Annotated in this window: 7 protein-coding genes and 1 pseudogene; 1 reads left to right on the forward strand and 7 read right to left on the reverse strand. The window is 40.6% G+C overall.

Going from position 1 to position 15289, the window contains the following annotated elements:
- The 7 genes and pseudogenes from EA341_RS01160 to EA341_RS01190 form a co-directional block, all read right to left on the reverse strand.
- Window positions 1-179 (reverse strand): annotated as a pseudogene (locus tag EA341_RS01160) (MFS transporter); the annotation flags it as partial.
- Between the two features lie 522 nt (window positions 180-701).
- Complete coding sequence (locus EA341_RS01165) at window positions 702-2186, reverse strand: glycoside hydrolase family 32 protein (protein ID WP_293010845.1); 1485 nt, start codon at window positions 2184-2186, stop codon at window positions 702-704.
- A gap of 11 nt (window positions 2187-2197) precedes the next feature.
- Window positions 2198-4336: a glycoside hydrolase family 97 protein gene (locus EA341_RS01170; protein ID WP_293010846.1), complete on the reverse strand. Its 2139-nt coding sequence runs from the start codon at window positions 4334-4336 to the stop codon at window positions 2198-2200.
- 99 nt (window positions 4337-4435) lie between these two features.
- Window positions 4436-6694, reverse strand: a complete 2259-nt coding sequence (locus tag EA341_RS01175; RefSeq protein WP_293010847.1) for a hypothetical protein — start codon at window positions 6692-6694, stop codon at window positions 4436-4438.
- A 178-nt stretch (window positions 6695-6872) separates the two neighbouring features.
- Window positions 6873-8159 carry an acetyl-CoA hydrolase/transferase C-terminal domain-containing protein gene (locus EA341_RS01180; protein WP_293010848.1) on the reverse strand — a complete coding sequence of 429 codons (1287 nt, stop codon included), beginning with the start codon at window positions 8157-8159 and terminating at the stop codon, window positions 6873-6875.
- A 14-nt stretch (window positions 8160-8173) separates the two neighbouring features.
- Complete coding sequence (locus tag EA341_RS01185; RefSeq protein ID WP_293010849.1) at window positions 8174-10885, reverse strand: HAD-IC family P-type ATPase; 2712 nt, start codon at window positions 10883-10885, stop codon at window positions 8174-8176.
- 6 nt (window positions 10886-10891) lie between these two features.
- The gene (locus tag EA341_RS01190) at window positions 10892-11977 is read right to left on the reverse strand and encodes a site-2 protease family protein (RefSeq protein ID WP_293010850.1); all 1086 of its coding nucleotides are present in this window, start codon (window positions 11975-11977) and stop codon (window positions 10892-10894) included.
- Between the two features lie 835 nt (window positions 11978-12812).
- Between EA341_RS01190 and EA341_RS01195 the strand changes: the two genes are divergently transcribed.
- Window positions 12813-15289: methylmalonyl-CoA mutase family protein (locus EA341_RS01195; protein ID WP_293010851.1), on the forward strand; the 2477-nt coding region annotated here is incomplete at its 3' end.

Raw genomic sequence — 15289 nt, forward strand, 5'->3', positions numbered from 1 at the left:
ATCACTGTACCGTACAAGGCCATGGCAACTGCGAGTCCATGGGTCCAATCACTGAGGTTCCAGAGTTTTTGAATATCTCTTTCTGCACCTGAAATCACAGCTGTGTCAAAACCAAAGAGAAATCCTCCCAAGGCAGCAGTAATAGAAAGGAATAAAACGTAGTTTTTATTTTGGTTCATGGCTTTGGAGGTATGAATATTTGGCGTATCGATATTTAGGAAATAGAATTCAAATATAATTCGGTATTGTTGAAATTGATGATTTCGATATTTATCGATATTTGATACAAATGGATATGGAGTTGAATGTTAGGCTAAATTTAGAATAACACTTTTAATATTCTTTGCCATTGTTATTTGAAAATAAAATGACCAAATCCAAGTTTAATGAATTTGGTCAAGATTATGGAATATTCTTTTTGATTTTTTGTGTATACCCGATTGAGTGCAAGAGAGCGGGTTTTTCCAAACCTTAAACTCATAACATGTTTTATATGGAGAGATGAGGGGAGGAGTGATGGTCCCGTTTTTACGGGAGGCCAGCGGTGGCCTTGTGCGTGGATAGGATTCCGCCATCTTGACTTTTTTGGCTACTTTTTTTGTCAAGAAAAAAAGTAGCTTTATCATAGACTTCCATAAAATATAACTAGATATTTAGAATCGGAAAGAAAAAACTTCGCTGCGTGAAATATTTCCTTTCAATTACCAAATCCCCTTCAAGTGATGCACTTTTCCATTTCCCAATCCCTGAATTTGAATTTTGTTATAATGACTGTTAGGGAAAATCAAAGCTGTAAGTGCCAATTCACCGTCATTGATAAAAACCTCAATAGATGACCGGTCAATGAATAGGCGTAGATTCTTGGCCTGAATATTTCCAACAGGGGCAGTCTGTGTATTTGCAAAATCAGCCTTGAAATCAGTAATACCAGATAGCCCTCTGTCCAATACAATATACTCACCTGATTTTTCCAAAATCAAACGTTCATTTTCTTCATTTTGGAATTCAATCCTGAAATCTTCCCCCGTAACTGCAAACTCCAATTCCAGCAATTCATGGGTTAAATCAGCTTCTGATCCTGAAATGTTTTTTGATGCTGACCTGAGTTTGTTGAGTTCCTTGACGGGTTTGGAAGCCAAGGCATAGAATTCCCCATCCTTAAATAATTCCAAACTTCTCGGTATGGTCATCGCTGATCTCCAGTTTTCTGTAGGCACTACTTCAGCATACTGCCAATTGCTCATCCAACCAATAAAAAGCCTTCTCCCATCAGACTCGGGCACATTGGACCAGGTTACCCCGGCATAATTGTCTGCGCCCCAATCCAACCACATCACTTCCTTGGTTTCTGTAGTGAATTTTTTTCCATCGAAATCTCCGATAAAATATTGTGTAGCAGAGCCTCCCTGCGGTCCTCCGGGGTTGATGCTTACAAAGAGGATCCATTTTTCTTCTCCATCTGGAGTCTTAAGCGGAAACAAATCAGGACACTCCCATACACCGCCGTAAGCAGCCCATTCCGGTGCAAAATCACTTTCATGGGTCCAATCCAAGAGGTTGGGAGAGGAGTAGAAACTGATGCGGTCCTTAACCGCTAAGGACATGATCCACTGACCATCAATCCAGGCTACTTTGGGATCTCTAAAATCTTTGATACCTGGACTTGTGAGAACCGGGTTTCCTTCGTACTTAGTCCAGGTTCTTCCTTTGTCAGTGCTGAACGCGATACCCTGTGTCTGAAAATCATCCCTGCCTGCTTTTTCTCCCTCGGCGTCGTGATAAGTGAAAATGGCAACCAATGGAGGATTTTCCTCTGTCCCCAGCCCAGATGTATTCTTAATGTCTGCTACTGCAGATCCGGAAAAAATAGTACCATGTTCATCCGGGAAAAGGGCAATAGGCTGATGTTCCCAGTGTACCAAGTCTTCCGAAATAGCGTGCCCCCAGTGCATGGGACCCCAGGTGTTTCCATCCGGGTGGTATTGGTAAAAAAGGTGGTATTCCCCTTCCCAATAAACCATTCCATTGGGGTCGTTCATCCAGTTGCTTGGAGGTGAGAAATGGAATTGGGGTCTGAAGGGTTCATCAAACTCGCTTGAGGAGGTTTCTTGTGTGTCAGGTTTTTCCGAACAGGCAAAAACCAGGAATATTAGTAGCCCTGATAGCCAGGAAAGTGGTTTCTTCATTTGTAAATTATTTAAAGTTTTTTCATGCCTTTGGTTTGCTCCTTGGTCGCTTCCATAATACTGATGGCATAGCCTCCACCAGAAGCAGACTTTTGCTTGAGTTTGGATTTTTGAGTAACAATTGCTTTTCTGATGGTATAGGCTTGAGGATTATTTCGGTAATGGGCATTTTTGTCATCTGCGTAAATAGTGGCGATGTAAGTTTTACCCGAATCCAAGAAGTCAAAACTGATTTCAGAGGTTCTTTCAGGCACTCCATTTACATTACCCACAAACCAATTGTTTGTTCCCTTTTCTTTTCTGGCAATGGTCAGGTAGTAACCAGGTTCTGCTTCCAAATACCTACTTTCTTCCCATGCTACCGGCACATCTTTGATAAACTGGAATGCATCCATAAAACGCTCATAATTTTCAGGTAAGTCAGCAGCCATTTGAAGCGGGCTATACATGGTGATATACAAAGCCAGCTGATTGGTCAGGGTACTGTTGACCCAAGAATTATTATCAGGGTTGACCTTGCTGATATCCATTTCAAATACTCCGGGAGTGTAGTCCATTGGCCCGCCGATCAATCTGGTAAAAGGCAATACGGTAACGTGGTTAGGCTTACTTCCACCAAAAGCCTGGAATTCGGTTCCTCTTGCAGATTCATTTGCGATAAGGTTTGGCCAAGTTCTACTCACCCCTGTCGGGCGGACTGCCTCATGGGCATTGACCATGATTTGGTAATCAGCCGCTTTTTCTATGGCATGCTGGTAATGGTTGACGATCCACTGTGAGTAGTGGTTTTCTCCCCGGGGAAGTATATCTCCTACATAGCCAGACTTGACAGAGTTATATCCGTTGTCCTTCATAAACTGATAGGCTTTGTCCAGGTGTCTTTCGTAGTTTCTGACAGAGGAGGAAGTTTCATGATGCATGACCATTTCTACTCCTTTGCTTTTGGCATAATCCCTGATTCCTTCCAGATCGAAATCAGGGTAGGGGGTCACAAAATCAAACACGTAATCCTTTGAGTTTCCAAACCAGTCTTCCCAGCCTATATTCCAGCCTTCCACCAAGACTCCCTGAAAACCATGTTCAGCTGCAAAGTCAATGTATCGCTTCACATTTTCTGTATTGGCCCCGTGAATACCATTGGGCTTGACTTTGCTGTAGTCTGTTTCTCCCAGCTTCACTGAGGGAAGTTCATCTGTATAAGCCCAAGAGCTTTTTCCTGTAATCATCTCCCACCAAACCCCGATATATTTCATGGGTTTGATCCAGGAGGTATCTTCGATTTTGGAGGGCTCATTGAGGTTGTAGGTAATCCTAGAAGCCAAAATATCCCTAGCGTCATCAGATACAATGACAGTCCTCCATGGCGAGGTGGAAGGTGCCTGCAAATACCCTTTGTCACCAATAGCATCTGGATTGAGCCAGGATTGAAAGGTGAAATTTTCATCATCAAGGTTGAGGTGCATGGTGGCGTAATCGACCAGGGCCGCTTCATGTAAGTTGATGTAAAGCCCGTCATCAGTTTTCATCATCAATGAAGTCTGCACACCGGTTAATGAGAAGGGCTGTTGGGAGAGATTGCCCGTGACCGCTTTTTCCATTAAACCTTTAATTTCTGAAAGTTTGGATTCTGTATAATCATACTCTTGGGTATCATAATCTCCGGGTATCCAAAAAGCAGTATGGTCTCCTGCCATAGCAAATTGGGTCAGTTCTTCTTTGATGACAAAATGCGCTAATTTTTCCTGTAGGGGAAATTCATACCTAAAGCCTAAGCCAGTATCAAAAAGTCGGAACCGTATATCCAGTATTCTTTCGGTGCTTGGCTGATGTAAAGAGACGAAAAGTTCATTATACTGATTTCTGATTTTGCTTTCTTCACCCCAGACTGTTTCCCAAATTTCGTCAAAGTTGTCTGTACTGCTTTCCCTTATTTCAAAACCGTCCTGAAGAGGCTCTTGGTCTTTGATTTCAAAACCAAGACTGCTGGGTTTTATGACGGGTTTTTCTTTGTAGCTTAAATGGTAAATTGCCTTTCCCTCTGTTATTTCAAAAGTCAAAGAAATATTTCCATCAGGAGAATTGATTGTCTGAGCTTGGATAAAAAGTCCAAAAGCCAAAAATAGGATAGAGGATAAAAACAGTTTTTTCATTTGGTTTTTGAGTTAAATGGAAAAGTTAAAAATACATGGAATAGAGACAAAAGCCTAAATTGAATTGCTAATTTGATCTTAAGCTTTTCATTGAAACAATCAATCTATTCTAGATTTCCAAAAAACAATATTTCCGTCACTGTCTATGCCTAGGTATTCAAGCTGACAATTGTTGAGTTTGGGTAGGTTAAAGCTCACAGTATTTTTTTCTTCCATGCTGATCGGCAGGAATTTGGTGAAATCTCCAAATGCAGCTACTTGGATATTTTGATTGTTTTGAAAACCCTGCAAAGTCAGTTTCTTTTTCCCTTCTTCCAAAGGTTCGTAGAGAGGCCTACTGTAAAACAAAATGGCACCAGCTCTAAGCACCTCGACTTCTTCCACCTGTTTCGAGGTATAATTGTTAATCAATGAAGCCGGTTTCAGAGGAACACCATCCCAATAAATAGTGGGACTTCTTCCTGCAACCAAAGCCCTGTATCCTCCTGTGCCATTTGGTATTACCGTAACCCCTAGGTCTTGAGTCAGCATCAAAGGATGCGAATGATTTGCCTGTTTTGGGTCTATAGTTTTAATTTTTCCTTTTCCGAATAGTTGGCGCATCTTGTACCTGTCATCATAATCTTTTTTATCAATTGTAATGGTGAATTCCTCCAATTCATAATCCACGTTTTGATTTTTGGCAAGATTAGATTTTACTGCCTGAGTTAAAATTTCGGTAGTTTTTTCTTTTTGACCTGGGAAGTAAATCCATTCGGGCAATACATCTTTTCTATTTGGTAGATTTTCTGAAATAAGTTCAATTTCAAATTCTTTGAATTTTCTTTCCAACTTTTGAAAGATAAAATCAGCGCTGTCAAAAAAGTCTAAACCCTGTAAAAGGACTATTCCATTTTCGTCAGTAACTCCTTCTTCTAGAAAATAAGGCAAAACATTGCTATAGTAAGAGATGGGAGTGTTGGACATTGGTTCACCGGATTTTTGATCGGAAAATTTTATGCGGTAGAATAAGCCAGGTTTTGGAATTGATTCTGGTTGAAATTCTGCGTAATTGTGATCTAATGTTGTACTGTCGAGCGTAATCATAACCTTATCCAAAGACTCAAGTTCTTCATCCGAATGAAGGTCTTGGGACTGGTTAAGTATGGCTATGTCTTTTTTTAACAATGACCTTAAAAAAAGGTATTTTTCTAAACCGAGATTTGCGTTACTGATACCTTGAGCAGTCAAACTCACGACACCAAAAGGAACGTCGCTTTTGGATTTTTCTTCCTTGATTCCAAGATCTATATAATTTGAGTCTGAGGTGAATTTTAGGTCAATTGGCTTTAATTTGGGCTTCACGTAAAATTTCCTCTTAGCAATCAAATTGTGATTCAAGTCAATAACTTCAAGTTGATGAATACCTTGATCCAAAAGCTCATATGGAATAGAAACTGTCAATTTATCACCAGGAAAGTGATGGGTATCAAAAATCTTTAGGGACTTTTCACTGAAGACTGAAACAATAAGGCTGTCATATTCTGTCAATGTCGTGGAGGTTACTTCAAAAATTACTTTTTCACTTTTGTAAAGATTCAGTAGATGTAAAGTTGTTCCAAAATCCTGACTTTTTGGAAGTGGAAATGCACTGGTTTTAATTGACTCAGGCACCAATTGATAGGATATTCCCTTCCTCGGCACAAAAGGAATTTTTGCTAATCCAAAGGTGTCTGTTTGAAAATAGCCAATACCAAGGCCATCATCATCCGTAATTTTCCCTGTGATTTCCAGGCCGTTGCCATTTGTTTCATTTGCCATAATCACAAGTGTATTTTTCAGGTCATTGACCAACTGACCTCCTTCAGGAAAAACTTGTAGACTTATGCCCGGCTTGCTAGGCTTCAGGTTACCGGATTCATCCACAACCGAGAGACCTTTAAAAAATGCTTTTCTTAGATCGTGGGTCCGCTCAGTATATGCCATCAGAATATATCTTCCTGGTGTCAATGAGATAGGGAACGTACCATGAGTAATGCCATTTACCAATCGAAAAATTCCTGAATCAACGATTTCTCCATCCAGAGTTAACAGTTCTATATTCAAGTTAATGCTCTGAGGTACTATCCGCTTTGATTTGTTATCAACAGTTACTGCATGAAAACTTATCACATCCTTTTCTAAAAGGATACTTCTGTCAAGGCTTAAATAGGTTATTTCAAAGCTTGATGGTTCTAAAGCATTATTAAATTTTTCAAGATAATTTTGTGATTCCTGACCTTGGACCAAAGGTGGAAAAGAGAAGAGCACTATTAAACATATTACATAGTGAGTCGCACTGTTTTTTATCTGAATCAAAAAGAATTTGAATTTCCCCATTTCAACTAATTTTGATCAAAGTAGAAATTTCCACTTATTAAACCAAGGATGACTAAGCTGAGGATGGTTTATCCTTATTAAATCATAAAGCTGGCATATTAATATACTTTTTCCTCAGAGGTCTTATTTTATTTAAGCGCTGACTTACCCATTAAAAATCCCTAAACATTTTCTTGGCTCAATATTTTGTTTTCCCAAACCTCTCAAAAATCGCCCTGTCAAGGCTTTCCCGATGACCCGGATGGGCAATATCCCTGAGAGATTCAGCCCTTTGCCGGAGATTTTTTCCATAAAGATAGGCAACTCCATATTCAGTTACCACATAATGTACGTGTGCACGTGTTGTGACTACTCCGGCTCCTTCCCTGAGGAAAGGTACAATCTTGCTTTCACCTTTCTTGGTAACAGAGCCCAAAGCAAGAATAGGTTTGCCTCCTTCTGACAAGGCAGCACCGCGCATGAAGTCCATTTGTCCCCCTACTCCGGAGTATTGGAAGCTCCCGATGGAATCTGCACAGACCTGACCGGTCAGGTCTATTTCAATACATGAATTGATCGACACCATATTAGGGTTTTTCCTGATCACAGCTGAATCGTTTACATAAGAAGCTTCCTGAAAAGAAAACAGGGGATTGTCATGAATAAAGCTGTATAGTTCCGCATTGCCCACTGCAAAGCTGGTTAGGATCTTTCCGGTATGTTTCTTTTTGTACCTGTTTGTAATGGCTCCGGATTCCAATAATTTGATTACGCCGTTCGAAAACATTTCGGTATGTATGCCCAAGTCTTTATGACCACTTAATTTTTGCAATACAGCATCAGGAATGGCGCCTATTCCCAACTGAAGTGTGGACCTGTCATCGATCAGGGAGGCGATGTATTCTCCAATCTGAATCTCACAGTGAGAAATCTTGGAAGCATAGTCTATTTCATGCAGTGATTCATTGATAAAGACCGCTGCATTAAATTTACTAAAATGAATATGCCCGTCACCATGAGTACGGGGCATGTTTTCATTGACCTGGGCAATGATGATTTTGGCAGCATCTACGGCTGCCTTGGCAATATCCACAGATACACCCAGGGAACAATATCCATGGGCATCAGGAGGTGAAACATGCACAATTGCCACATCCAGTGGAAGGATTTCTTTCTTAAACAGTTGGCCTATTTCACTCAAAAAAATAGGGATATACCCACCATTGAGGCTGTTGGCTGCATTTCGTATATTTTGTGAAACAAAAAGGGAATTGAAAAAGAAGCTGTCTTCCATACCTTCACCAATTAGAGGCATTTTTCCGAAAGTGGAAATGGAAACAATTTCTACCTGCCGTAATTCTTCTTTTCTTTGGGCCAGTTTTTCCAATAAAAAAGTAGGCGTGGCAGCACTTCCATGCACAAAAACCCTGTCTCCACTTTTGATCAATTCCAGGGCGGCTTCAGGGGTTTGAAAATGAAGGGGCATATTTTAAGGGTTATTTAGGGCTTGCTTGAAAGTTTGATTTTACGGCTCACCAATTTAAAGATCTCCATTCCTATGAGGATAGGCAATGCAAGTATAAGAACTACCAGCCATTGCTGAATGGAAATGGGTTGAATCCTCAAAATATCCTGCATGAGGGGAATATGCATACTCAGGATATGAATTCCCTGTGCTGCAAAAACAAACAGAACCAGAAGGTAATTTTTGCTTATGGGGATTCTGAATGTGGACTTGAATTCTGACCGGCAATTAAAAATATGGATGTTTTGCATAAAAACCATAAGCAACAGCACCATGTTTCTAGCAGCCGCTTCATCTGTATCGGTATAGTTTTGAAGGTAAAACCAAAACCCAAAGGCAATGAACCCTATCAGTAAGCCTGAAAGAATAATCTGCTGCGACATGATTCGGTTGAAAATACCTTCAGTAGGCTTTCGTGGCATTTTTTTCATGGTTTCGGCTTCTCCGCTCTCAAAAGCCAGAGCCTTGTCCTGAATTCCGTTTGTAACTAGGTTGAGCCAAAGGAGTTGAACAGCCAGTAGAGGCAGTGGGAGGCCTGCAAAAATAGAAAGGATAAACATAATTACCTCAGCTGCTCCTGTAGAAACCAGTAGGTAGATGACTTTTCTCACATTGTCATAAGCAAAGCGACCTTCTTCTACACCTGCTACGATGGAGGAAAAATTATCGTCCACCACAATCATAGCGCCTACATCTTTGGCTACATCTGTACCCGAACCCATGGCTACCCCAATATTGGCTCTTTTAAGGGCTGGGGCGTCGTTGACCCCATCTCCTGTAACGGCCACAAACTCACCGTTGGTGATCAGGGCATCTACGATTTCCAGTTTTTGAGTAGGGGAAACTCTCGCAAAAACTGTCGTGGAAGCCACTAATGCTGCAAATTTATCACCTTTGGGATCTCCTGCTTCTGAAAGCATTTTACCGGTTACCACCTCTTTGGATTTTTCCCGAAGTCCCAGTTCTTTGGCAATGTTAGAAGCTGTTGCAGGATGATCTCCTGTGATCATCATAACTTCTATTCCCGCTTCCCTGCACTTTTTGACCGCATCGATCGCTTCTGTTCTCAGTGGGTCTATGAAGCAGATAAGGCCAAGGAATTCCGGTTTAGGAATGTCCTCATCCCTATAATAATCTTTCTTTACAAATTCATTGATTTCACCTTCTGCAAAACCGAGGACCCTATAGCCCTCTTTGGCAAGTTCGTTTCCCTTGCCGATTAACCTGTCCTTCTCCCCATCATCAAGCTGACAGAATTCAAGAATTGTTTCAACCGCACCTTTTAACCCGAAAAATGTCTTACCGTCGACCTCATAGAATGCCCCTGAAAATTTCCTTTCAGATTCATAGGGGATTAAGTCTAGTTTCGGAAATTGTCCCGTTATAACATCGGGATTCCATTCCATTTTATAGGCCATGCCTAAAAGTGCCACATCCATGGCATCACCAAAAAACTCCCAGCCCGCTTCCGTCTTTTTAAGTTCTGCTTCATTTGCTAAGGTGGCGGTTCTGGTGATTCTGTCAAGAAAATCACTACTCCCAGGTTTGAGTACTCTTTCCGGGTTTTCCTTTTCAAAAACTTTTCCTTCTCCGTTATATCCTTCACCTGAAACAGCAAATTCTTCGGCATTCACTGTAATGATTTGTCGGACGGTTTGTTGATTGACAGTTAGCGTACCGGTCTTGTCACTGGCGATAACGGTGCAGCTTCCAAGGCTTTCAACGGAGGTGAGTTTCCTGACAATAACATTCCTTTTCGCCATTCTTCTGGTTGCTACGGCCAATGCCACAGTCAGTGAAACAGGAAGCCCTTCAGGAATAGCTGAAACTGCCAAAGCGACTACAAAAAAGAATACCGAGCTCCAATCCATTCCCTGATAGCTGAGAAGGATAGCTAGAAGCACACTCAATACGACCACAATATTGGCAATGTTCCTGGTGAATTTCTCCATCCTCAGGATCAAAGGAGGCTTTGCAGACTCACCATGCTGTACATTTTGCGCAATTTTACCCACCTCTGTTTGCAGTGCTGTAGCTGTTACCAGCCCAGTTCCCCTGCCTGACATGACAGTCGCTCCCGCATAGGCCATATTTTTCCTGTCTGCTACTTCAATTTTGGCTTCTATGGGCTCCTTATGTTTTTTAACAGATTGGGATTCTCCGGTCAAAAGGCTTTCGTCTACTTCCAGTCCATTTGCTTCAATGAGTCTCAGGTCTGCGGGGACTTTATTTCCGGATTCAAGTAAGACAATGTCTCCGGGTACCAACTGTTCGGAGTCCAACTCAAGTGTTTTTCCTTCCCTTATTACTTTTGTTTTAATCCTTAGGAGTTTCTGAAGGTTAGACGCACTTTTTTCTGCATTGTATTCTTGATAAGTTCCTATAACTGTGTTAATCAGTATAACTAAAAGTATAAATACTGCATCTTTAGCCTCTCCAATCAGAACAGAAGCGACACCAGCAGCGATCAGAATAAAAATCAAAGGATTTATTATTTGCCCAAGGACAATCTTAAAAAGGCTGATTTTGCTTCTATCGGGAAGTTTATTTTCTCCAAATTCTTTTAGGCGGGATTCAACATCCATAAGACTTAGGCCCTGCCTACCGGACTCGAGTTCTTTGAGAGCTTCATCCGGGGATTTTCTATACCAATCTTTTGAATTGGATTCGTGATTTGTGAGTGGCATAAGAGTTTAAGGTTGTCTTTCCAAAGCGGATTTGACCATGATAAATTCAGAGATGTTTTCCTGATCAAGAATTCCGAGAAAGTGACCGTTTTCTATAACAAATGCCACTTTTTTATTTTTACTCAGCATTTCCCTCCATACTTCGTCTAGATCCTGATCAGTATCTATTTTTAAAGGAGAAAAGTCGGCAACTTGTTCAATAGTCAGATTTTCGTCACCTTCCTTCAGCCCTTTAATGATTTCATTTCGACTAAGAGTTCCCTCGGCTACATCATCTTTGACTACTACGAAGTGCGTGGCTTGAGAATTAAGTAGTTTTTCCACTGCTTTGGAAAGCGGGGCATCGAATGCCAAAATCGGAAATTTCATCATGATGGCATCTTTGACCTTGTATCCTTTAAGGAAACTTTCCTGTCGGGTATGGCTGACCTCTGCTGAAGCTCCCAAGAAAATGAATACGCCAATTAGAACTAGAATAGGGTTGTTGAATAGTCCAAAGAATATAAAAAATATGGCCAAGAACTGTCCTATTCCTCCTGCTATCTGTGTGGCTTTAGCTCTTGGAAGTCTAATGGCTAAAAAAGCCCGCAGAATCCTTCCGCCATCCATGGGGAAGGCCGGTAAAAGGTTAAACAAAGCAAGTATTAAATTGGCCGAGGCAAGATAAATCAAAATAGTTGAAGGGGAAATCTTGAACTCTTCCAAGGTTTCCAGATTGTATCCGGTAAAAACCAAAACCAGAGAAAGTGCAATAAAAATAAAAACATTGACCAAAGGGCCTGCTATGGCAACCCATAGCTCCTGCTTTGGATCTTCAGGTATTTTTTCAAGCCGGGCAACACCTCCTATGGGGTACAAAACAATATCTCTGGTCTGAATACCATATCTTTGAGCGGCTAATGAATGTCCAAATTCATGGAGTACCACACAGCCAAATAGCAAAAGGACAAAGAGGATAGTCCAAAGTATGTCTTCACCTGGTACACCCTGTCTCCAGTTGGATATTACGATCCACAAGAGTAAAATAGAGAAAGTCCAGTGAATAAATACTTTGACATTTTTATAGCTGCCTAGATAAAGGGAGAGTTTCATTGAGTGAAATTTAGTATTTGATCAATTTAACATGAAAATTCTTTTCAGAAGTAAAGTACGGCCTATTTTGTTCCAAAAAATATGATTAAAATCACTTTGGAAAAGTTTTTAATTCACCCGCTGCATGTCCAATAGGCAGGCTTTATGGGTTTGGGGTTTTGCGAAGTTTTGTGGTAACCTGTCACCGAGTTTCACTCGGGGTAAATACCCTTCAGACTTTAAACCCCTGTCGGGGTTTGGTTAGGATCGAACTTTTTCTAAGACATTATTTTCTTGTCAGTCTAAAAAAGCGATTAACATCTGACTGCATTAAATGCTCTTCTATTTTCCCAAACAAATTATTTGTGTGGTTTAAATGAATATGCTCAAAATCCATAGGTCATTGATTATTAAGAATTATATTTTCCGATGTTGTTTAGATGAAAGTTTGATACCTGATTATCATCCCCTGAGGGGATGAATACCAAAGGTTATTTACCCCGGATACAATCCGGAGGCTTGGCCTGAAGTATTAATTTCTGCAACCAACCCCGATAGGGGTTGAATTTAAAGCCTAAGATTCAAAACCTCTGAAAATCAGTTTGCTTTTAAAATCAATGAATTACTGATAGATATTTTTTTATTTTAACCCTTTTTCTTTCATAATATTCTGAAAAAATTAATAAAATCAATTCAATCAAAATATTATTCCGAATTATACTAAAAAGACTCAGGAACACTTTATCTTTTTTCCTATATTCGCAAAGTGTTCAGTGAAAGAAAGATGACAATTGGAACAACTTTGTCCGTTTTGCTTTTACTTTAAGAGATTCCAATATAAAACCCAAATACATACATGTCCCATTCTCAAGAAAGTTATAAACCCAAAAATCACATCAGGTTAGTTACTGCCGCATCACTATTTGATGGTCATGATGCAGCTATCAATATCATGAGAAGGATTATTCAGGCCACAGGCTGTGAGGTAATCCATCTGGGCCACAACCGATCTGTTCAGGAAATAGTGGATTGTGCCATTCAGGAAGATGTACAGGCAATCGCAATTACATCCTACCAAGGTGGTCACGTTGAATTTTTCAAATACATGCATGACCTTTTGCACGAAAAAGGTTGTGGACACATCAAGATTTTTGGTGGGGGTGGTGGTACCATACTTCCCGAAGAAATCCAAGAATTGCATGATTACGGCATTACGAGGATTTATTCTCCTGATGATGGTAGATCAATGGGTTTACAAGGGATGATCAATGATTTGGTTAAGAGTGCGGACTATCCTGTGGGTGAGGATGTGAAGGCTGAGGTGGCATTAGACAAATCAGATAAAAAAACCATTGCAAGGGTGGTTTCAGCAGCTGAAAATTATCCAGAACATAGTAAAGACTTACTGGATGCGATCAGAAAAGCTTCAGCGGAAAATAAAACTCCTGTTTTGGGTATTACTGGTACAGGTGGGGCTGGGAAATCATCCTTGGTAGATGAGTTGGTAAGAAGGTTTTTGACTGACTTCGATGATAAGCATATCGCCATCATTTCAGTAGACCCTTCCAAAAGGAAAACAGGGGGAGCCCTCTTGGGTGACCGAATCAGGATGAATGCGATCAATCACCCAAGGGTGTATATGAGGTCTTTGGCTACCAGACAATCTAACTTGGCACTGTCCAAATATGTGCAGGATGCTGTGGATGTAATGAAGGCAGCTTCTTTTGATTTGATAATCCTGGAAACCTCAGGAATTGGACAATCTGATACAGAAATAATTGAGCATTCTGACATGTCCCTTTATGTGATGACACCGGAATATGGTGCTGCTACACAACTGGAAAAAATTGATATGTTAGATTTTGCGGATATCATTGCGCTCAATAAGTTTGACAAGCGAGGAGCTCAGGATGCTATTCGTGATGTGAAAAAACAATACAAACGAAACCATAACCTATGGGATATCAAAGATGAGGATATACCTGTTTTTGGAACGATTGCTTCGCAGTTTAACGATCCAGGTATGAATAATCTTTACAGGGCGATTATCCATAAATTGGTAGAAAAGACAGGAACAGACCTACAGTCTTCTTTTGAGGTCACAAAGGAAATGTCTGAAAAAATTTACATTATTCCTCCTGCGAGAACCAGATATTTGTCAGAGATTTCTGAGAGCAATAGAGGCTATGATAAATGGGTGTCTGAGCAAAGAGAGGTTGCCCAAAAGCTCTACAGCATTAAAAAATCAATTGAAGCAATTGAAAGTATCCAAGTAGAAGACAAAGATCGCCTTACGAAAGAACTTCAAGAGGTTTATGAAGAGGTAGAGTTGGAATTGGATCCTAAAAATAAAAAATGGCTTGAAGAATGGCCTGAGAAGGCTCAAAAATATAAAGATGATTTTTATGTTTTCAAGGTAAGAGACAAAGAAATCAAAGTTCAGACCTACACTACATCACTATCCCAGTCTAAGATATCCAAGGTTTCCTTGCCGAGATTTGAAGCATGGGGCGATTTACTGAAATGGGGATTGACGGAAAATGTCCCTGGAGAATTTCCTTACACTGCAGGAGTGTTCCCCTTCAAAAGAGAAGGAGAGGATCCTACAAGGATGTTTGCCGGTGAAGGTGGCCCAGAGCGAACCAACAAGAGGTTCCATTATGTATCCAAAGGAATGCCCGCCAAAAGGCTGTCAACGGCATTTGACTCTGTGACACTTTACGGAGAGGATCCCGATTATAGGCCGGATATTTATGGTAAAATTGGTAATTCCGGAGTGAATATCTGTTGTTTGGATGATGCCAAGAAACTTTACTCTGGATTCAACTTGGCTGATCCAAAAACATCAGTTTCCATGACTATTAATGGTCCTGCGGCTACAATGACAGCATTTTTTATGAATGCGGCCATAGATCAGCAGTGTGAATTGTACATCAAGGAAAATGGACTGGAGGAAGAAGTTAAGACCAAGATTGACCAGATCTATAAAGAAAAAGGAAGTGATAAGCCTACTTACAATGCTACGGTTCCAGAAGGGAATGACGGTTTGGGCTTGATGCTATTAGGAGTTTCTGGTGATCAGGTGCTAGAACCTGAAGTTTATGCTAAAATCAAAGCAGATACCCTTACCAAAGTGAGAGGTACAGTGCAAGCAGATATTCTGAAAGAAGATCAGGCGCAGAATACCTGTATTTTCTCCACGGAATTTTCCCTTAGGTTGATGGGCGATGTTCAGCAGTATTTTATCAATCATGGTGTGAGGAATTTTTACTCGGTTTCGATTTCAGGATACCATATTGCAGAAGCCGGTGCCAATCCTATTACGCAATTGGC

The organism is Mongoliibacter sp., from assembly GCF_007692705.1.
Lineage (GTDB): Bacteria > Bacteroidota > Bacteroidia > Cytophagales > Cyclobacteriaceae > Mongoliibacter.

Coding starts and splice junctions, on each gene's coding strand:
- EA341_RS01165 (WP_293010845.1), bottom strand. CDS start 2,186: ATGAAGAAACCACTTTCCTGGCTATCAGGGCTACTAATATTCCTGGTT.
- EA341_RS01170 (WP_293010846.1), bottom strand. CDS start 4,336: ATGAAAAAACTGTTTTTATCCTCTATCCTATTTTTGGCTTTTGGACTT.
- EA341_RS01175 (WP_293010847.1), bottom strand. CDS start 6,694: ATGGGGAAATTCAAATTCTTTTTGATTCAGATAAAAAACAGTGCGACT.
- EA341_RS01180 (WP_293010848.1), bottom strand. CDS start 8,159: ATGCCCCTTCATTTTCAAACCCCTGAAGCCGCCCTGGAATTGATCAAA.
- EA341_RS01185 (WP_293010849.1), bottom strand. CDS start 10,885: ATGCCACTCACAAATCACGAATCCAATTCAAAAGATTGGTATAGAAAA.
- EA341_RS01190 (WP_293010850.1), bottom strand. CDS start 11,977: ATGAAACTCTCCCTTTATCTAGGCAGCTATAAAAATGTCAAAGTATTT.